18 protein-coding genes are annotated in these 17,894 nt (G+C 70.1%); 7 read left to right on the plus strand and 11 right to left on the minus strand.

What is annotated here, in order from left to right; genetic code table 11:
* Positions 1 to 54 precede the first annotated feature (54 nt).
* Entirely contained in the window at positions 55 to 708 is a 654-nt protein-coding gene (locus ABFX50_RS37040) for a TetR/AcrR family transcriptional regulator (protein ID WP_346153231.1), read from the plus strand.
* A gap of 10 nt (positions 709 to 718) precedes the next feature.
* On the plus strand, positions 719 to 1,465 hold the full coding sequence (locus ABFX50_RS37045) for a methylenetetrahydrofolate reductase (protein ID WP_183654390.1): 747 nt from the start codon (positions 719 to 721) through the stop codon (positions 1,463 to 1,465).
* 30 nt (positions 1,466 to 1,495) lie between these two features.
* On the opposite strand, the gene ABFX50_RS37050 is transcribed toward ABFX50_RS37045, so the two are convergent.
* From ABFX50_RS37050 to ABFX50_RS37065, 4 genes are read right to left on the minus strand one after another with little or no spacing between them, the layout of a single operon-like run.
* Positions 1,496 to 2,014 carry a LysM peptidoglycan-binding domain-containing protein gene (locus ABFX50_RS37050; RefSeq protein ID WP_346153168.1) on the minus strand — a complete coding sequence of 173 codons (519 nt, stop codon included), beginning with the start codon at positions 2,012 to 2,014 and terminating at the stop codon, positions 1,496 to 1,498.
* 2 nt (positions 2,015 to 2,016) lie between these two features.
* Positions 2,017 to 2,922: a WXG100-like domain-containing protein gene (locus ABFX50_RS37055; protein ID WP_346153170.1), complete on the minus strand. Its 906-nt coding sequence runs from the start codon at positions 2,920 to 2,922 to the stop codon at positions 2,017 to 2,019.
* Positions 2,919 to 3,245, minus strand: coding sequence for a YbaB/EbfC family nucleoid-associated protein (locus ABFX50_RS37060; protein WP_183654412.1), 327 nt, complete (start codon positions 3,243 to 3,245; stop codon positions 2,919 to 2,921). The genes ABFX50_RS37055 and ABFX50_RS37060 overlap by 4 nt, the downstream gene beginning before the upstream one ends.
* A 59-nt stretch (positions 3,246 to 3,304) precedes the next feature.
* A complete protein-coding gene (locus ABFX50_RS37065; protein ID WP_346153172.1) occupies positions 3,305 to 3,691 on the minus strand; it encodes a winged helix-turn-helix transcriptional regulator in 387 nt (128 codons plus the stop codon).
* Positions 3,692 to 3,779: 88 nt separating this feature from the next.
* On the opposite strand from ABFX50_RS37065, the gene ABFX50_RS37070 reads away from it, so the two are divergent.
* Positions 3,780 to 4,706: an NADP-dependent oxidoreductase gene (locus tag ABFX50_RS37070; protein ID WP_346153174.1), complete on the plus strand. Its 927-nt coding sequence runs from the start codon at positions 3,780 to 3,782 to the stop codon at positions 4,704 to 4,706.
* Here the strand turns inward: ABFX50_RS37070 and ABFX50_RS37075 are convergent.
* From ABFX50_RS37075 to ABFX50_RS37085, 3 genes are read right to left on the minus strand one after another with little or no spacing between them, the layout of a single operon-like run.
* On the minus strand, positions 4,689 to 6,131 hold the full coding sequence (locus tag ABFX50_RS37075; protein ID WP_346153176.1) for an MFS transporter: 1,443 nt from the start codon (positions 6,129 to 6,131) through the stop codon (positions 4,689 to 4,691). The genes ABFX50_RS37070 and ABFX50_RS37075 overlap by 18 nt on opposite strands.
* 44 nt (positions 6,132 to 6,175) lie before the next feature.
* Positions 6,176 to 6,838: a Crp/Fnr family transcriptional regulator gene (locus ABFX50_RS37080; protein WP_346153178.1), complete on the minus strand. Its 663-nt coding sequence runs from the start codon at positions 6,836 to 6,838 to the stop codon at positions 6,176 to 6,178.
* Positions 6,835 to 8,820 (minus strand): adenylate/guanylate cyclase domain-containing protein, encoded by a 1,986-nt coding sequence (locus ABFX50_RS37085; protein ID WP_346153180.1) that lies wholly within the window; start codon positions 8,818 to 8,820, stop codon positions 6,835 to 6,837. Before ABFX50_RS37085 ends, ABFX50_RS37080 begins: the two co-directional genes overlap by 4 nt.
* Positions 8,821 to 9,018: 198 nt before the next feature.
* On the opposite strand from ABFX50_RS37085, the gene ABFX50_RS37090 reads away from it, so the two are divergent.
* The gene (locus tag ABFX50_RS37090) at positions 9,019 to 9,915 is read left to right on the plus strand and encodes a collagen-like domain-containing protein (RefSeq protein ID WP_346153182.1); all 897 of its coding nucleotides are present in this window, start codon (positions 9,019 to 9,021) and stop codon (positions 9,913 to 9,915) included.
* Positions 9,916 to 9,967: 52 nt separating this feature from the next.
* On the opposite strand, the gene purL is transcribed toward ABFX50_RS37090, so the two are convergent.
* The 4 genes from purL to purS all read right to left on the minus strand — a co-directional run bounded on the left by purL (position 9,968) and on the right by purS (position 13,956).
* Positions 9,968 to 12,214, minus strand: coding sequence for a phosphoribosylformylglycinamidine synthase subunit PurL (purL, locus tag ABFX50_RS37095; protein ID WP_346153184.1), 2,247 nt, complete (start codon positions 12,212 to 12,214; stop codon positions 9,968 to 9,970).
* 86 nt (positions 12,215 to 12,300) lie between these two features.
* Positions 12,301 to 12,984 (minus strand): phosphoribosylformylglycinamidine synthase subunit PurQ, encoded by a 684-nt coding sequence (purQ, locus tag ABFX50_RS37100; RefSeq protein ID WP_346153186.1) that lies wholly within the window; start codon positions 12,982 to 12,984, stop codon positions 12,301 to 12,303.
* A gap of 117 nt (positions 12,985 to 13,101) precedes the next feature.
* The gene (locus ABFX50_RS37105) at positions 13,102 to 13,539 is read right to left on the minus strand and encodes an ATP-binding protein (protein ID WP_312895773.1); all 438 of its coding nucleotides are present in this window, start codon (positions 13,537 to 13,539) and stop codon (positions 13,102 to 13,104) included.
* Between the two features lie 171 nt (positions 13,540 to 13,710).
* Complete coding sequence (purS, locus tag ABFX50_RS37110; RefSeq protein ID WP_183654438.1) at positions 13,711 to 13,956, minus strand: phosphoribosylformylglycinamidine synthase subunit PurS; 246 nt, start codon at positions 13,954 to 13,956, stop codon at positions 13,711 to 13,713.
* A gap of 298 nt (positions 13,957 to 14,254) precedes the next feature.
* On the opposite strand from purS, the gene pdhA reads away from it, so the two are divergent.
* From pdhA to ABFX50_RS37125, 3 genes are read left to right on the plus strand one after another with little or no spacing between them, the layout of a single operon-like run.
* A complete protein-coding gene (pdhA, locus tag ABFX50_RS37115) occupies positions 14,255 to 15,346 on the plus strand; it encodes a pyruvate dehydrogenase (acetyl-transferring) E1 component subunit alpha (RefSeq protein ID WP_346128352.1) in 1,092 nt (363 codons plus the stop codon).
* Complete coding sequence (locus tag ABFX50_RS37120) at positions 15,343 to 16,323, plus strand: alpha-ketoacid dehydrogenase subunit beta (protein WP_346153188.1); 981 nt, start codon at positions 15,343 to 15,345, stop codon at positions 16,321 to 16,323. The genes pdhA and ABFX50_RS37120 overlap by 4 nt, the downstream gene beginning before the upstream one ends.
* Positions 16,324 to 16,337: 14 nt before the next feature.
* On the plus strand, positions 16,338 to 17,861 hold the full coding sequence (locus ABFX50_RS37125; protein WP_346153190.1) for a dihydrolipoamide acetyltransferase family protein: 1,524 nt from the start codon (positions 16,338 to 16,340) through the stop codon (positions 17,859 to 17,861).
* The last annotated feature ends 33 nt before the right edge of the window (positions 17,862 to 17,894 follow it).

Here is a 17,894-nt window from a genome sequence, read left to right on the forward strand (position 1 = left end):
CCGTACTTGTACGTCGTACAGTTGAACTTGTACGGCGTATAGTTGTCAACCGTGATGGGAAAACTGACGGCCGAGGCGATCGTCGACAAGGCGCTGGAGATCGGGGACAGCGAGGGGCTCGAGGCGGTGACCATCAGGCGGCTGGCCACCGACCTGGGCGTCACGCCGATGGCGCTCTACTGGCACTTCAAGAACAAGGAGCAGCTGCTGGTCGGGATGGCCGACCACCTGATCGCCGGGTTCGCGCCCGCCGCCGGGGACGACCGGCCGTGGCAGGAGCAACTGCACGACCTGACGCTCGGCCTGATCAGGGTGCTGCGCAGGTACCCGTGCGCGAAGAACCTGCTGGAGCAGGTCGACCAGACCGCCGTGCCGAGCTTCCTCGCGGTGTGGGACAGGGCGCTCGGCCTGGCCCACTCGGCGGGGTTCGGCTACGAGGAGTCCTGCCTGATCACCAAGTACCTGCTGCAGAGCGCGATCTCCATCGCCGACGCGCCGGTCCACTTCAGGCCGGGCCGTACACGTGAGGAGCTCGCCGAACTACAGAGGGTGAAGCGCCTGTCGCTGCAGACTCTGCCGCCGGACACCTATCCCCACCTGGTGGCGATGGCCGGCCCCATGGTCGAGGGCATGAGCGAGGAGTTCTACGACAGCTTCGGCGTCGAACTCGTGCTCGGAGGGATCACCGCGCTCGCCGCCCGCCGATAAAGTGCCCGGTATGACTTTTCAGCTGGTCTGCGAGATCGAACCGCCCACCAAGCCCGATCTCACGCACGTCCGGCACCAGATCGGCACGCTCGGCAAGCTCGCCCACTCCTTCCTCATCCCCGACAACCACATCGGCAGGGCGACCGTCTCCAGCGTCGCCGTCGCCCACGAGGTCCAGTCGATGGGCGGACGCAGCATCGCCTGCCTCAACTCCCGCGACCGCAACCTGCTGGGCCTGCGCCGCGACCTGCTGACGGCGGCCGCGTACGGCGTGGACCAGTTCCTGTTCGTGTACGGCGACAAGCCCACGGTCGGCAACAGGACCAGCGACCTCACCGTGCGCTCGATGATCGAGGAGGCGCGCGCGTTCTCGCCCTCCTTCCGCGTCGGCGCCGCGGCGGGGCTGCGGCCGCTCCCCGCGTGGAAGCGGGCGGCCGACTTCCTCTTCGTCCAGGTGAGCTTCTCCCTGGACGCGCTGCTGAGGTGGCGCGAGCAGAACCAGGTGGACGTGCCGGTCTACGCAGGGGTGATGGTCCTGGCCAGCCGGCAGCACGCCCAGCGCCTGGCCGCCGCCATCCCTGACATCGACATCCCGTCGGAGCTGGTGGAACGGCTGGGGGAAGATCGGATGGCGGGGGTGGAGGCAGCCTGCGAGCAGGTCCTGCGCCTCAGGGACTCCGGCGCCTTCGACGGGGTGCACCTGATCCCTGTGGCGAGGTACCGCGACGTCGAGTCCCGCCTGCACGACACCCTCTGACGATCAGCCGCCCCCCCGACCCGGCGTGCGCTACTTGTCGGGGCGGACGGACAGGATCGTGGTCACGTTGTCCCAGTCGGTCACCTGGACCCTGTCGGCCATGAGGCGCAGGCGCTTGGAGATCTCTTCGTGGCCGTTCAGGTTGGCGTCGACGCCCTTGGCGATCTGGCCGGTGACGGCCTCGTAGCCGGTCCCGCCGCCCTCGCCCTTGAAGAAGGTCGTCCCAGGCTGGCCTCCGCCCCAGAAGTTCCCGATGGCGTTCAGCTCGTCCATGGCGTCCTTGACGTAGGAGGCAAGGTCGTTGCGTTCGAGGTCGAAGGCGCGAGCGACCGACCGGAGGTGCGCGGGATAGATCTCCATCGGCAGCTGGAGCCGCAACCCCTGGCGCAGCCGGTGCGGGTCCCCGATGACGTCGCGGTTGGCGGCGTAGATCCGCTCCCAGAGGGAGCCGTCCTCGAAGTACTTCTCCGCGATCTCCCAGAGGGACTCCTCCGGGCCGACCGTGATCGTCTCGGGCCGCACGGGCGGCTCGACGGGCTCGTCCGACATCGTCACCCCGCGGGTTTGTGGGCCATCGTGAAGTAGAGGAGCGCCCTGCCCAGGGTCTCCTTCCAGGTCGGGATGAGCTCCGAGCCCGTCTGGCCGTTCATCGCGTCGTAGGAGGGGCCGTAGCCGATCGAGCCGCCCGCCATCCGGTTGAGGAAGGCCTGCACGTCGGCGTTCTTGGTCACCGTCCTGGTCAGGGGCGCGGCGGCGTCGTACACGCCGTAGAAGACGACCGACGCGGCGAACTCCTTCAACGCCTGCTTGGCGTTGTCCTCGAAGGAGCCGGCGTCCTCGCCGCGCAGCGCCTTCACCCCCGCCACCACGGCCACGTCGCCGGCCGCGAAGAACACGCTGCCGATCGTGTACTCGGTCAGCTTGCTCATCAGGATGCGGGCGATGTTGTGCTCCAGCAGCTTCGCCAGGAGCCTGGCCTGCGCGCGCCGCATGAGGAACTGGGTGAGGTGGTAGGCGCCGGTCGCCTGCCAGGGGAAGGTGGTGAGGAAGACGAAGCTGGCGAAGTTGGCGATGGCCAGCGTCCGGTAGGCGTCCTGGGCCGTCTCGAGGACCTCGGCGAACTCCTCGCAGGCCGCGCTGTTCTGCCTGCACCGCGCGGCGAGCTGGGCGGAGTGACCCAGAGCGGGAGGCAGCGGGTACAGGCCCTCGGTCACCGTCGACTTGTACGCCTCGACGCCCTCGCCCGCGTTGCGCCTCCACACGGCCGAGGCCGCGGGGTAGGTGCGGTTCGGGCTCTGCTCGATCCGCTCGGCGAGCCTCGCCCAGACGTCGCGGGCCTCGCGGGCCTTGACGGGGTCGCCGTCGGGATAGTCGACGTTGAGCATCTGGAAGACGAACCCCGCGAGACCGAGGGTGCCGAAGGCGTAGATGCTGCCGCGGCTCGGGCTGATCCTCAACGGTCCACGTCCAGCCCGGTTCCTGCGATGAACGGATCGACGAGCTCGCCGATCCCGGCCTCCGCGTTCCTGGCCGCCTCGGCCGCCGCCTCGAGGACGGCCGCGGCGAGCTCGTCGGAGCCGAGCCGCATGGCGCGCGCGTCGATCGTGAGGCCGATCAGGGCTCCGGTCGGCGACGCCTCGGCGACCACCCGTCCCTGCGCCGCCTCGCCCCTGCCTCTCACCTCGGTGATCCGATCACGAAGGTGTTCGAGCTGTGTGACGTCCTTCTGAAACTCCTCCAGGAGCCTGCCGATCTCCTGGTCCCCGGTTCCGTGTCGCATCTGAACCAGCATAGATCACAGGTCGAGAAATCTACATATTATCGATGGGAAAAGAGGGTTTAGCTGGTCTGGACGTCGTACCTCAGTCGCGAGGTCGCCACGTACTCGCGGTGCTCCTCCGCCCACCGGATGAGCGAGCTGACCTCCACCGACAGGGTCTCGCCCACCGGGGTCAGCGCGTAGTCCACGCGGGGCGGCGACGTGGGGGTGACCGTACGCTCCACCAGCCCGTCGCGCTCCAGGCTGCGCAGGGTCAGGGTGAGCATCCGCTGCGAGATCCCCTCGATGGAGCGCTGCAGCTCCGAGTAGCGCCTGGGGCCGCCGCCGAGCAGCGCCATGACCAGCACGCTCCACTTGTCGCCGACCCTGTCGAGGACGTCGCGCAGCTGGCAGGTCGCGTCGGCGGCGCCGATGGGGCGCACATCGGTGTTCGTTACGAGGGACAAAGTGCCTTCTTCCGTCACCAGGCCATGGTGGCCCAGACTCGACACGCGCACAAGAAGTAACCAACGCACAAACAGTAAGGAGAATCCCATGCGTGCTGTCGCCTTCACCGCGTTCGGTGCCGCCCCCGAGGTCACCGAGTTGCCGGTGCCGGAGCCTGCGCCAGGGGAGGTGCTCGTCCAGGTGCGAGCCTCGTCGGTCAACGGCTTCGACCTCGGCGTCCTGGGCGGCTTCCTGAAGGGTGTCTACGAGTACGAGTTCCCCGTGGTGATCGGAAAGGACTTCGCCGGAGTGGTCGCCGCGGTGGGAGAGGGCGTGAACGAGATGGCCGTCGGCGACGAGGTGTTCGGCGTCGTCATGCGTCCCACGCTGGGACAGGGCGGCTTCGCCGAGTACGTCGCCGTCCCGCAGGGCTACGGCATCGCCCGCCTGCCCGACGGGCTCGACCACGCCCGCGCCGGAGTGCTGGGCCTGGCGGGCACCGCCGCGCTGAACGCTCTCGACGCGGTCGCGCCAGAGGCGGGGGAGAGCGTGCTGATCTCGGGTGCGACCGGAGGCGTCGGCGCGCTGGCGATCCAGCTCGCCGCCTCCAGAGGCGCCACGGTGATCGCCACCGCGCGACCTGGCGCCGAGACCGAGTTCGTCACCGGCCTCGGGGCGGCGCACGCCGTGGACCACGCCGACCTGGCGGCGGGGGTGCGCGCCGTCGCCCCCGGCGGCGTGCACGCGGCCCTCCACCTCGCGGGCGACGGCGCGGCCGTCGCGGACCTGCTCGCGGACGGCGGGCGCTTCGCCTCGACCGTGCACTTCACCCCCGAGAACGCAGGGGAGCGCGGCCTCAAGGCCACGACCGTGATGGCCGACCCGAACCCCGCCACGCTGGCGCTGCTCGCCGCCGAGGTGGTCCAGGGCCGGCTGCGGGTGCCCGTGGCCAGGGTCTATCCGCTGGAGGAGGCGCGGCGGGCCATCGCCGACTTCACCGGCGGAACCCTCGGCAAGCTAGCCGTCTCGATCTGAGGGCTGCCTGGCGAGCGCCGCCAGCAGGGCGCCCGCGAGCGCCACCCCGAACAGCACGCCGTACGTGCGCTGGAAGCCCGACATCAGCTGCTCCACCGCCACCGGTGACAGCTTCGACAGCGTCCCGCCGTACACCTGGGCGCGCAGCGCGGGGGAGACCGCGCTGGTCAGGACGGTCAGTGACAGGCCCACGCTGATCACGACGCCCACGTTCATGACCATCAGCCTGAAGCCGTTGACCACCCCGAGGCTCCCCGCGGGCAGGGCGCTCATGACCTGGGTGGTGTTGCCGGTGAGGAAGGTGCCACTGCCGCATCCGGCCAGGAAGAGCCCCACCCCGATGATCCAGTACGGCGTGCCGGGCCGCGCGGTGAGCATGAGGGTCAGCAACCCCGACGCGCTGAAGAGCGAGCCGCCGATCGACAGCGCGTACGGCGAGACGCGCCGTCCGAGCGCTCCCGCGATGGGAGAGGCCAGCGCCATCCCGACAGGCACGGGCAGCACGCTGAGCCCCGCGGTGAAGGCGTCGACGCCGCGGGCGGCCTGGAAGTAGAGCGCGACCACCAGGATCAGCGCCGCCCTGGCCAGCGCGTTGCAGAACGACGCCAGGTTGGCGCAGGCCAGCATGCGCCCGCCGAACAGCCGCAGATCGAGCACCGGATGCGAGGCCCGCCGCTCGACCACCAGGATCAGCGGCACCAGCACGGCGGTGACCGCGCCCCCGACGATCACCACCAGGCCGCCGTTGCCGATCTCCGACAGGGCCAGCAGGAAGGCGGTCAGCGCGGCGAAGATGAGCAGGTTGCCGAGGGCGTCGACGGGCTCACGCGGCCCTCTCGGCACCTTGCGCAGCGTGAACGCGCCCCACACCAGCGCGATCACCCCCGCGGGCACGTTCACCCAGAAGATCCACTGCCAGCCGGCAGCCTCGGCGATCAGCCCGCCGACGGTCGGGCCCGCCAGCTGGGCGACGGAGAGGGTGCCGATGTAGACGCCCATGCCCTGACTGAGGCGGTCGGGGGGAAAGGCCGCGGTGATGATGACGGTCCCGTTGGCCAGGATCATCGCCGAGCCGATCGCCTGGACGACGCGCATCGCGACCAGGAACCAGACGTCGGGCGAGAGGCCGGCGAGCAGCGAGGCGAGGGTGAACAGCGCGAAGCCCGCCAGGTAGACCTCCCGCCTGCCGAGCAGGTCGGCCACGCGGCCGAAGAAGACGAGGCTGGCGGTGTTGACGAGGAGGAAGGCGAGCAGGATCCAGCTCGCCTCGAAGGGCGTGGCGTGGAAGTGGCGGACGACGGCGGGGAGCGCGACGTTGAGAGTGCTGCCCGCGATGCCGATCAGCACGAGCCCGAGGCTGGTCACCGAGCAGACACGCCACGCGTAGCGGAGTCGGAGGGTGTAGTCGGGGGAGGCGGCGACCATGCCCCCTACTATGACGTACGACGTACGTCCGTTTTATCCCTGGGTTAGCGGGCCCTTCTGCGTAACCCGTCGAGGTCGTGGACGACCACGCGCCGCCGCCCCGTCTCGATGAGCCCCCTGTCGCGCAGCGTCCGGAGCGCCTTGCTCACCGCCTCCCTGGAGGCTCCCGTCCACCCCGCCAGCTCGTCCTGCGAGAGCGGGAGCGCCACTCGCAGCCCCGTGCTGGTCTGCTCGCCGTACCGTTCGGCCAGCTCCACCAGGCGCGTGGCCACCCTGCCCGTGGTGTCGAAGGCGCCGTACTCCACCCGCTTCCTGTCGGAGTCGCGCAGCCGGCCCGTGACCATCCGCAGCAGCACGACGGCGACGCGGCCGTGCGTGGCCAGGAAGCCGGGGAAGTCGCGGATCACCACCCCCGAGACCGGCTCCAGCGCCGTGACGGTCGCCGACCGGGCCGAGCCGTCGATCGCCGACATGTCACCCAGCAGCCCGCCGGGACCGCGGACGGCCAGCACCACCTCCGTGCCGCCGCTGGTGTGCGAGGACACCTTGACCCTCCCGTCGAGCAGCAGCAGCACCCAGTCGGACGTGTCGCCCTCCGACATCACCACCGCCCCGCGCTCCCAGCTTCTCGGGCGGCCCGCCGCCTTCAGCGCCGTGATCTCCTCGGGGGTCAGCTTGGTCAGGAACTCTCCGGCCTCTGCGGTCATGCCCTGATTATGCGGGTCAGGACGAAAGCTTCCACCTCTTGCTCCTTGCCCTTCAGGCGCAGCGGACCGAGCGGGCGCGCCTCCGCGGTGCTGACCTGGGCCAGCGTGGTCGAGCCGATGACCACGGTTCCAGGTTCGGCCAGGCCCTGCAGCCTGGCGGCCACGTTCACCGCGTCGCCCATGGCGTTGAAGCCGCGCAGCTCGGGGCTGCCGATGTTGCCCACCAGGGCCATCCCCGTGTTGACGCCCACCCTGAAGGTCGGCCAGCCGTCGGCGGCGACCTTCGTGGCCGCCTCCTGCATGGCCAGCGCCGCCGTGCAGGCGGCCAGGGCGTGGTCGTCCTGGGCGGCCGGCGCGTTGAACAGCGCCAGCAGCGCGTCGCCGACGAACTGCACGATCGTCCCGCCGTTGTCCAGGATGCAGGGGACCGCGGCCGTGTGATAGCGGTTCAGCATCTCGACGATCTCGCCGGGCGCGACCCGCTCGGAGAACGTCGTGAAGCCCTTGAGGTCGGCGAACAGCGCGGTCAGCTCGCGCAGCTCGCCGCCGAGCGCGGCCTGGCCGGGGTCGGCGAGCAGGCGGCTGGCGACGTCTGGCGACATGTACTGCCGGAAGAGCGTGTCCAGCTCGGCGTACAGGCGGGCGTTCTCCAGGGCGATCGACAGCTGGCTGGCCAGGGTGGCCGACAGCGCCTCGTCCTGGGTGGTACGGCCGACCGGCACCTCGAGCGCGCCCGCGAGGTGACCCTTCACGGTGAGCGGATAGGTGATGAGGCCGTCGCGCCTGACGGGGGTGGTGCCGCTGAAGGTGTACTCGCGTGAGCCGATGCTCACCCTGCCGTCGGAGACCAGGCCGATGCGGACGTCGCCGTACACCTGCCGTACACGCTCGAGCGCGCCGGTCAGCAGGTCCGACTCGGCCAGCCGTACCTTGGTCTGGGTCCCGACGTCCACGAGCGCCGACAGGCGCTCGGACAGCTCCCGCTCGCTGGCCAGCGCCTCGCCGGCCCTGTCGAGCACCGCCGCCTGTCCCTCGGTGAGCTGGAAACGCCCCGCCAGCCGTACGGCAGGCAGCTTCGTGCCCCTGCGCACATGGTCGACCAGCTCCTCCAGCGCCTGCTCGTACTGCGCCTGGATCTTCTCCACGGTCGCCGACAGCGCCACCGAGTCGAACAGCCCCGCGCTCGACCCCTCGCGCCTGAACTGCAGGTAGGCGCTGTAGGCGACGAAGACGAAGGCGAGGGTCAGCAGGATGTGCCACTCCCACCACGACAGGTGCCAGTTCAGCTGGGACATGCCCGCGACCATGGCCTCGGCCAGCAGCGCGTAGGCGGTGACCAGGCTGACCAGGATCGCCGAGCGCCTCATCCTGTGCAGGCGGAACATCATCAGGCCCGCCGCCACGAACAGCACCAGGCCTGGCACCGAGAACCAGCCGAACCAGGGAATCGGCAGGACGGCCGGGGGCCTGCTGAGCGGGGTCAGCCCGGGGACCAGCGACGCGATGCCCCAGAGCACCATCAGCCCGACGACGGTCAGCCTGATCAGGTGCTGCGCCCTCATCACCGAGCGAGCCTGCGCCGCACCGAGAGGGAAGGCCGAGGCCAGCGCGAAGACCGCCGCCATCGTCAGCCCCACCTGCTGGCCGATGTCGAAGCCCAGGGTGGGACCGTCGAGCAGCACCTGCGGGGTGGACAGTCCGTGCAGGAAGAAGAAGCCCGCGCTGCTCAGGAACACCATGGAGACCAGGAACAGCCTGGCGTCGGCCCTCCTGCGCGCCGCCTCGCTGATCATCAGCCCGAGGATCACGTTGATACCGGCCACCACGGCGATCATCCAGAAGTGGCTCGGATTGTGGTGCCACATGATGTTGACGCGGGGCTGGGCGAGCAGCAACCACAGCCCCAGCAGCGGCAGGACGAGGTGAATCGCCCACACCACCACTCGGACAGGCTGGGTGGCCGGCGGGAGGTAGGTGTCCACGCCCGATTATCACCACGGGCCTGCCGAAACGACTGTGTCGTTCTGCACACAGATTCGCGTCAGAAATGACCACTCGTCAGTAGGGATGTCACGCTCCGTTTCGTGACTTGTACGTTATGTGGCCTCGTCATCCTTTGGAACGGTTGAAATGTGAACCTCATGAGCATCATGAGCAACCCCTGTTCTGGAAGGACATCCGTGGCGATCAAGATTCGTGGTGGGCGCACGCTCACCCTGGCCACCGTCGGAGCGCTGGCTCTCTCGCTCTTCACCATCGGTGGCGTCGCCACCGCCTCGTCGGCCGCCGGACAGGAGGTGCACGCGTGCGTCCACAAGAAGACGCGCTACGCCCGCATCGTCAACCCGTCGACGCAGTGCAGGAAGACGGAGGAGAGGGTGCTGATCGGCGGCTCGACGACCAGCGGCCTGTCCGGCACCCGTGAGAAGGGCGACACCGGGTCGCAGGGCCCGAAGGGCGACACGGGACCGCAGGGCCCGAAGGGCGACACGGGACCGCAGGGCCCCGCTGGGCCTGCGGGCAAGAACGGCGTCGACGGCAAGCCCGGCATCCAGGGCCCCAAGGGCGAGACCGGCCCGAAGGGCGAGACCGGTCCCCAGGGCCCGAAGGGCGCGGACGGCGAGGACGGCACCGACGGCAAGCCCGGCATCCAGGGGCCCAAGGGTGACACCGGCTCGCAGGGGCCCAAGGGCGACACCGGTCCGCAGGGGCCCAAGGGGGAGCCGGGTGGTTCGGTGAGCCTGGCGACCTACACCGTGCAGGACTCCTTCTCGGGGCTCGGTTCGGCGTCCGTCTCCTGCAAGAGCACCGATGTGGCGACCGGCGGCGGCTTCTCCTTCACCTCGTTCAAGAACGCCGTGCTGCTGGCCAGCGCCCCCACCGGTAACGGCAGGGGCTGGACGGTCCAGGTGGCCAAGGACGACAACGGCGGCGGCAACGACGGCCACGGCGCCGCGATCGCCGCGACCACGCCGCCCGCCAGCCCCGCCCCCAGCGCCGAGGCCAAGACCTACGGCGGCAACCACGGGACCAGCGTGAGCGGCATCGTCTACGTCGTGTGCCTGAAGAGCTCCTGACGAACACGACGAAGGGGGGCCGGACGACCGGCCCCCCTTCGCAGGCGACGTCTCAGCCGAACAGCGCGGGCAGCGTCTTCGTGTGGGTGTCGCGCAGCTCCGCGACGGAGATCGCCAGGACCCCCTCCACCACCAGCGCGTCGCCGCCCGTCTCGCCGAGGCCGTAGCACGGCACCTCGTGCGAGGCGCACAGCGCCGCGAACTCCTCGAACGCCTCCGGCCTGACCGCGACCAGCGCCCGAGCCGACGACTCGCTGAACAGGTCCACGAACGGGTCGCCGACCAGCGAGACCGTGGCGCCGACGCCCCTGGCCAGGCACGCCTCCGCCAGCGCGATCGCCAGCCCGCCGTCCGACAGGTCGTGCGAGCCCGCGACCAGCCCTCGGGCGGCCGCCTCGACCATGACCGACGCGAGCCCCTGCTCGGCCACCAGGTCCACCTCGGGGGGCAGCCCGCCGAGGTGCGAGTGGACGACGTGCGCCCACTCCGACCCGCCGAACTCCTCGCGCGTCTCGCCGAGCAGCGCGATGCGCAGCCCCGGCTCGACGAATCCGGACCTCACGCGCTTGGCGACGTCGTCGATGACGCCGAGCACGCCGACCACGGGCGTCGGGTGGATGGCCGCGCTGCCCGTCTGGTTGTAGAAGGAGACGTTGCCGCCGGTCACGGGGACGCCGAGCGTCTTGCAGGCGTCGGCGAGCCCGCGTACGGCCTCGGCGAACTGCCACATGACCTCGGGGTCCTCGGGCGAGCCGAAGTTGAGGCAGTTGGTGACGGCCAGCGGCTTGGCACCGGTGACCGCGACGTTGCGGTAGGCCTCGGCCAGGGCCAGCTGCGCGCCGGCGTAGGGGTCGAGCTTGGCGTAGCGGCCGTTGCCGTCGGTGGCCAGTGCGATGCCGCGGTTGGTCGGCGTGGCGCCGTCCATGACCTCGGAGATGCGCAGCATGCCGGCGTCGGCGGGCTGGGCCAGGACGGTGTTGGAGCGGACGTACCTGTCGTACTGGGAGGTCACCCACTCCTTGGAGGCCAGGTTCGGCGACCCGAGCAGCTGGAGCAGCGTGGCCCGCAGGTCCTCGGAGCGCGGCAGGTCGACGGCCTGGTTCAGGGCGGTCTGACCGGCGGGCTCGTGGAAGGGCCGCTCGTAGACGGGGCCCTCGTCGGCTGCGGTGCCCGGCGGGATGTCGACGATGACCGAACCGTCCCAGGTCATCACGAGCCTGCCGGTGTCGGTCACCTCGCCGATGACGACGGCGGGCACGTCCCACTTCTCACAGATCGCCATGAAGGCGGGGATGTCGGAGGGGGAGACCACCGCCATCATCCGCTCCTGGGACTCGCTCATCAGGATCTCCTCGGGACGCAGCGAGGAGTCGCGGAGCGGGACCAGGTTGAGGTCGACGTGCATGCCGCCGGTGCCCTTGGCCGCCAGCTCGGTGGTGGCGCAGGAGACGCCCGCCGCGCCGAGGTCCTGGATGCCGACGACCACGTCGGCGGCGTAGAGCTCCAGGCAGCACTCGATGAGCAGCTTCTCCATGAACGGGTCGCCCACCTGGACGGCGGGCCGCTTGGCCTCGGACTCGTCCTCGAAGGTGGCGGAGGCGAGCACCGAGGCGCCGCCGATGCCGTCGGGGCCGGTGGAGGCGCCGAAGAGCACGACCTTGTTGCCGGGCCCAGGCGCGGTGGCCAGCTTGATCTGGTCCTTGCGCAGCAGGCCGACGCAGAGCGCGTTGACCAGCGGGTTGCCGATGTAACAGGGGTCGAAGACGACCTCGCCGCCGATGTTGGGCAGGCCCAGGCAGTTGCCGTAGGAGGAGATGCCCTCGACGACCCCGGGCAGCACGCGCCTGGTGTCGGCCTGGTCGGCGCCGCCGAAGCGCAGCGCGTCCATGACGGCGATCGGGCGGGCGCCCATCGACATGATGTCGCGGACGATGCCGCCGACGCCGGTGGCCGCGCCCTGGTGCGGCTCGACGTAGGAGGGGTGGTTGTGCGACTCGATCTTGAAGGTGGCCGCCCAGCCGTCGCCGATGTCGACGACGCCCGCGTTCTCACCCATGCCGACCAGCAGGGCCTCGGACTCGGGCGCCTTGGTGGCGAACTGCTTCAGATGCACCTTGGACGACTTGTACGAGCAGTGCTCGGACCACATGACCGAGTAGATGGCCAGCTCGGAGGAGGTGGGACGGCGGCCGAGGATCTCCTTGACCCTGTCGTACTCGTCCTGCTTCATCCCCAGTTCGGCGAACGGCATCGCCTCGTCGGGCGTCTCCGCAGCGCGCTTCACGGAGTCCGTGTTCATGGGTCGCTCACCACTCCTCATTCGCTCCGCGGCGTGCCTCGTTCCTCGGCCCGCCTCTCCGCTCACTGCGTCGGGTTCACTCCCGCTCATGCATTCACCAGCTTCTTGAGGATGGAGGTGAAGAAGCCGAGCCCGTCGGTGCTGGGCGCGCCGACGAGGTCCTCGACCGCGTGCTCGGGATGCGGCATGAGGCCGACGATGGTGCCGGTCTCGTTGGAGATGCCCGCGATGTCGTTCAGTGAGCCGTTGGGGTTGCCGCCGACGTAGCGGAAGACCACCTGGCCGTTGGCCTCAAGCGCCTCGAGGGTCTCGGCCGAGGCGACGTAGCGCCCCTCGCCGTGCTTGACCGGCAGCAGCAGTTCCTGGCCGGGCTCGAAGGCCGAGGTCCAGGTCGTGGAGGCGGACTCGACCTTGATCCGCTGGTCGCGGCAGACGTAGTGCAGGGAGGCGTTGCGGGTCAGCGCGCCTGGCAGCAGGTGCGCCTCGCACAGGATCTGGAACCCGTTGCACGTGCCCAGGATGGGCAGCCCGCTCTTCGCGGCCGGGATGAGCTCCTCCATCAGTGGCGCGAAGCGGGAGATCGCCCCGCAGCGCAGGTAGTCGCCGTAGGAGAAACCACCGGGCAGGAAGACCGCGTCGACCCCCTTGAGGTCGTGGTCGCCGTGCCAGAGCGGCACCGCCTCCGCGCCCGCCAGCCGTACGGCACGGGCGGCGTCCTGGTCGTCGAGAGTTCCTGGAAACGTGACAACGCCCACACGGGCAGCGCTCATGACTTCGTCCCCTCCGGAGGAAATGCGCACGCCACGCCACCGTCTCGTCAGGGTGGACGGTGGTCTGCGGCGGTTCCTCAAGGGTATCCGCTGTCGTCAGGTGACGTTTCGCGGGGCTCAGACCGCGGCGAGCTCGCGCGGGCGCGCGCCCTCCTCGTCGTCCCAGGCCAGGCGCTTACGCAGGTGGACGGTGGTGCCCCGGCCCGGCGTGATGCCGAACGAGATCTCGTCGACCACCGAGCGCATGATGAGCAGGCCGCGCCCGTTCTCGGTCTCGGGCGGCGGGTAGTGCAGCGGCATCGATGGAAGCCCGGCTCCCGAGTCGGCCACCTTGACGTCGCAGCGGCCGTAGCCGATCGCCGCGCTCACTTCGTACCTGTTGGCGGGACCGCCGTGGCGAACCGCGTTGGAGCAGGCCTCTGAGACCGCGAGCAGCATGTCGGAGATGCAGGTCTCGCTCACGCTGAGTGATCGCATCGCGTCACCCAGCACTCGCCTGACCATCGGGATGCCGATCGCATCCCTGGGCAGCGCCAACGAGAACTCAATATCCACCGGACCCCTCCGGGTGCCAGAATCTCACCTGGAGTAGGTTTCCCCGTGAAATCAGGGCTAACCGCAAAATCACGTTGTTGTTATTTAGTGTTGGTAAGCCCGTGGGATTGTGGCACGACGAAACCTGGCTTTAAGCCGCTATGGCCAATTCCAGGTGTCAAATGTGCTGTTCTACCCCTCGACCCTCACCGTGTACTCCTCGATCACGGTGTTGGCCAGCAGGGTCTCGGCCATCTTTCGGACGTCCGCAAGGGCGGCCTCGTCAGCGGCGCCCTCGAGCTCGATCTCGAAACGCTTTCCCTGACGCACCTCGGAAACGCCGGAGAAGCCCAGGCGCGGCAGCGCGCGGGCGATCGCCTGACCCTGCGGGTCGAGGATTTCCGGCTTGAGCATGACGTCGACGACTACGCGCGCCACGGCGCTCCTCCTGAAAGGTGGGTACGGCTTGCGGCGTTCAGCCTAGTGCCCCCTCGGAGCTCACCCACCGTCACCCCCACGCCGGTCGCCGTGGGGACACGGTGGAAGATCCCTCGCGAGAGGTTCACCGGCGGCGCATCGGGAACGGGGAGGGCATGGGGCTTGCGCGTAGGGATGTGACCTCTGCCACGATGTCCCCAAACGCGTACGAACCACCACCAGATGGGCCGTACGCCGGAAAGGCCGGACAAAGCATGGCAACCCCAGCGAACCGGCCCCGACCGCACAGGAGTGGCACGTGACCGTCGACGCCTCTCGTGGTGCTGACGCACCTCCGGAGCTCGTCCAGTTGCTCACCCCCGAAGGGGAGAGGGTCGAGCACCCCGACTACGACATCGACCTGACGCCCGAAGAAGTGAGGTCGCTCTACCGCGACCTCGTGCTCGTCCGCCGTGTCGACCTGGAGGCCGTCGCCCTTCAGCGCCAGGGCGAGCTGGGCATCTGGGCCTCGCTGCTCGGCCAGGAGGCCGCGCAGATCGGCTCGGGCCGCGCGCTCACCGACGCCGACATGGCCTTCCCCACCTACCGCGAGCACGGCGTCGCCTGGTGCCGCGACGTGGACCCGGTGAACCTGCTCGGGCTGTTCCGCGGCGTGAACCACGGCGGATGGGACCCGGCCGAGCACAACTTCCACCTCTACACGATCGTCATCGGCAGCCAGACCCTCCACGCGGTCGGCTACGCCATGGGCATCCAGCGTGACGGCGCCAACGCCGCCACCATCGCCTACTTCGGCGACGGCGCCACCTCCCAGGGCGACGTCAACGAGTCGTTCATCTGGGCCAGCGTGTTCAACGCCCCGATCGTCTTCTTCTGCCAGAACAACCAGTGGGCGATCTCCGAGCCGCTGGAGAAGCAGACCCGCATCCCGCTCTACCGCCGCGCCTCGGGCTTCGGTTTCCCCGGCATCCGCGTCGACGGCAACGACGTCTTCGCCTGCCTGGCCGTCACCCGCCAGGCGCTGAAGAACGCGCGAGAGGGGCAGGGCCCCACGCTGATCGAGGCCTTCACCTACCGCATGGGCGCCCACACCACGACCGACGACCCGACCCGCTACCGCGTGGCCAGCGAGCTCGAGGCGTGGAAGCTCAAGGACCCGATCGAGCGGCTCAAGGCGTACCTGTTCAAGAACGAGCTGGCCGACCAGGCCTTCCTCGACTCGGTGGAGGCCGAGGCCGAGGATCTCGGCGCCGACCTGCGCAGGCGCTGCCTGGAGATGCCCGACCCCGGGCCGCTCGACATCTTCGACCACGTCTACACGGGCTCTCACGCGCTCATCGCGGAGGAGCGCGCCCAGTACGCCGCCTACCTGGAGGGTTTCGAGTCATGAGCATTCTGACCCTCTCCAAGGCGATCAACGAGGGCCTGCGCAAGGCGATGGAGGACGACCCGAAGGTCCTCATCATGGGAGAGGACGTCGGCAAGCTCGGCGGCGTCTTCCGCGTCACCGACGGTCTGCAGAAGGATTTCGGCGAGGACCGCGTCATCGACACCCCGCTCGCCGAGTCGGGCATCGTCGGCACCGCGATCGGCCTGGCCCTGCGGGGCTACCGGCCCATCTGCGAGATCCAGTTCGACGGGTTCGTCTTCCCCGCCGCCGACCAGATCATCACGCAGCTGGCCAAGATGCCGCTGCGCTCGCTCGGCGCGATCAAGCTGCCCGTCGTCGTCCGCATCCCCTGCGGAGGCGGCATCGGAGCCGTCGAGCACCACAGCGAGTCGCCCGAGGCGTACTTCACCCACACGGGCGGCCTGCGCGTCGTCGCCTGCAGCAACCCCGCCGACGCCTACTCGATGATCCAGCAGGCCGTCCGCAGCGACGACCCGGTGATCTTCTTCGAGCCCAAGCGCCGCTACTGGGAGAAGGCCGAGGTCGACACCGCCTCCACCGACTGGTGGACACCCTTCGACGAGGCCTCCGTCGTCCGGCAGGGCACCGACGTCACGCTGCTCGCCTACGGCCCCATGGTCAGGACCTGCCTGGAGGCGGCCACCGCGGCCCAGGACGAGGGGCGTTCGCTCGAGGTGATCGACCTGCGCTCGCTCAACCCCCTCGACTTCCCCAAGGTCATGGACTCGGCCCGCAAGACGGGCAGGGTGGTCGTGGTGCACGAGGCGCCCGTCTACAACGGCTTCGGCGCCGAGCTCGCGGCGCGGATCACCGAGTCGTGCTTCTACCACCTCGAGTCACCCGTGCTGAGGGTCGGCGGCTTCTCCACCCCCTACCCGCCCTCGAAGCTGGAGGACCACTACCTGCCAGACCTCGACAGGATCCTCGAGGCCGTCGACCGTACCTTCACCTACTGAGAGGGGGACCTCGAATGCGTCGCGAATTCAAGCTCCCCGACGTCGGAGAGGGCCTGACCGAGGCGGAGATCGTCCGCTGGCACGTCAAGCCGGGCGACTCCGTCAAGGTCAACCAGATCGTCGTGGAGATCGAGACCGCCAAGTCGATCGTCGAGCTGCCCTCCCCGTGGGCGGGCGTCGTCGCCGACCTGCTGGCGGAGGAGGGTCAGACGGTCGACGTCGGGCTGCCCATCATCGCCGTCGACACCGGCGAAGCCGCCCCCTCGGGTACGGCGGGCGCGCCGTCCGCCGCCTCGACCGAGGGCCCGGCGGACCGGCTCGAGGCGCTGGCCGACGACCTGGTGCCGCGCCCGCCCGCCGAGGGCGCCGTCGAGCCCGGCGCGCACGGCGGTCCCGCGCCCAAGGAGGAGCGCACGCCCGTCCTGGTGGGCTACGGCGTCAAGACAGGGGCCGTCAAGCGCCGCACGCGCAAGACCCCCGGCCAGGGCGCCGGCCAACCCGGCCAGGCGCAGCCGGCTCAGGCTCAGCCGGCTCAGGCACAGGCGGCTCAGAGCCAGGCGGGTCAGGTGGCCAACCCCGAGCGCGTCGCGCTCCCCGGCCACGTCGCTCCAGCCGAGGCAGGGCAGATTCCCGCGCCGCGCACGGGTCAGGAAAGAGCCCAGGTGCTCGCCAAGCCGCCGGTCCGCAAGCTGGCCAAGGACCTCGGTGTCGACCTGGCCACCCTGCGGGGCACGGGACCGCAGGGCTCCATCACCCGCGACGACATCCACGCCGCCGCCCAGGAGCCCGCTCAGGCCGCCCCCACGGCTCAGGCGGCACGCCAGGGGGCGCCGGAGGTGGCCGAGGAGCGCGTGCCCATCAAGGGCGTGCGCAAGATGACCGCCCAGGCGATGGTGGCAAGCGCCTTCACCGCGCCGCACGTCACCGAGTTCCTGCAGGTGGACGTCACCGAGACGATGGCGGCCGTCCAGCGGCTCAAGGGGCTGCCCGACTTCGCCGAGGTCAGGGTGTCGCCGCTGCTGCTGGTCGCCAAGGCCGTCCTGGTCGCCGCCCGCCGCTACCCGATGATCAACTCCGCGTGGGACGAGGCGGCGCAGGAGATCGTGGTCAAGCACTACGTGAACCTGGGCATCGCCGCCGCCACCCCACGCGGCCTGGTCGTTCCCAACATCAAGTCGGCCCACGCCCTCGACCTGCCGTCGCTCGCGGCGGCGCTGGGCGAGCTGACCGAGACGGCGCGGGCGGGCCGTACCCAACCGGCCGACATGGCGGGCGGCACGATCACGATCACCAACGTGGGCGTGTTCGGCGTCGACACCGGCACCCCCATCCTCAACCCGGGAGAGGCGGCGATCCTGGCCTTCGGCATGGTCAGGGACGCGCCATGGGTGGTGGACGGGCAGCTGGCCGTCAGGAAGGTGACCACGCTCGCGCTGTCGTTCGATCACCGGGTCATCGACGGCGAGCTCGGCTCGCGCTTCCTGCGCGACGTCGGCGCGATGCTGGAGGACCCGCTGCGCATGCTCGCCTGGAGCTGAAGGACGCGGGCGGGCGGCTCCGGCCTGCCCGCC

Origin of the sequence: Nonomuraea recticatena (assembly GCF_039533245.1) — a bacterium.
Taxonomy (GTDB): domain Bacteria; phylum Actinomycetota; class Actinomycetes; order Streptosporangiales; family Streptosporangiaceae; genus Nonomuraea; species Nonomuraea roseola.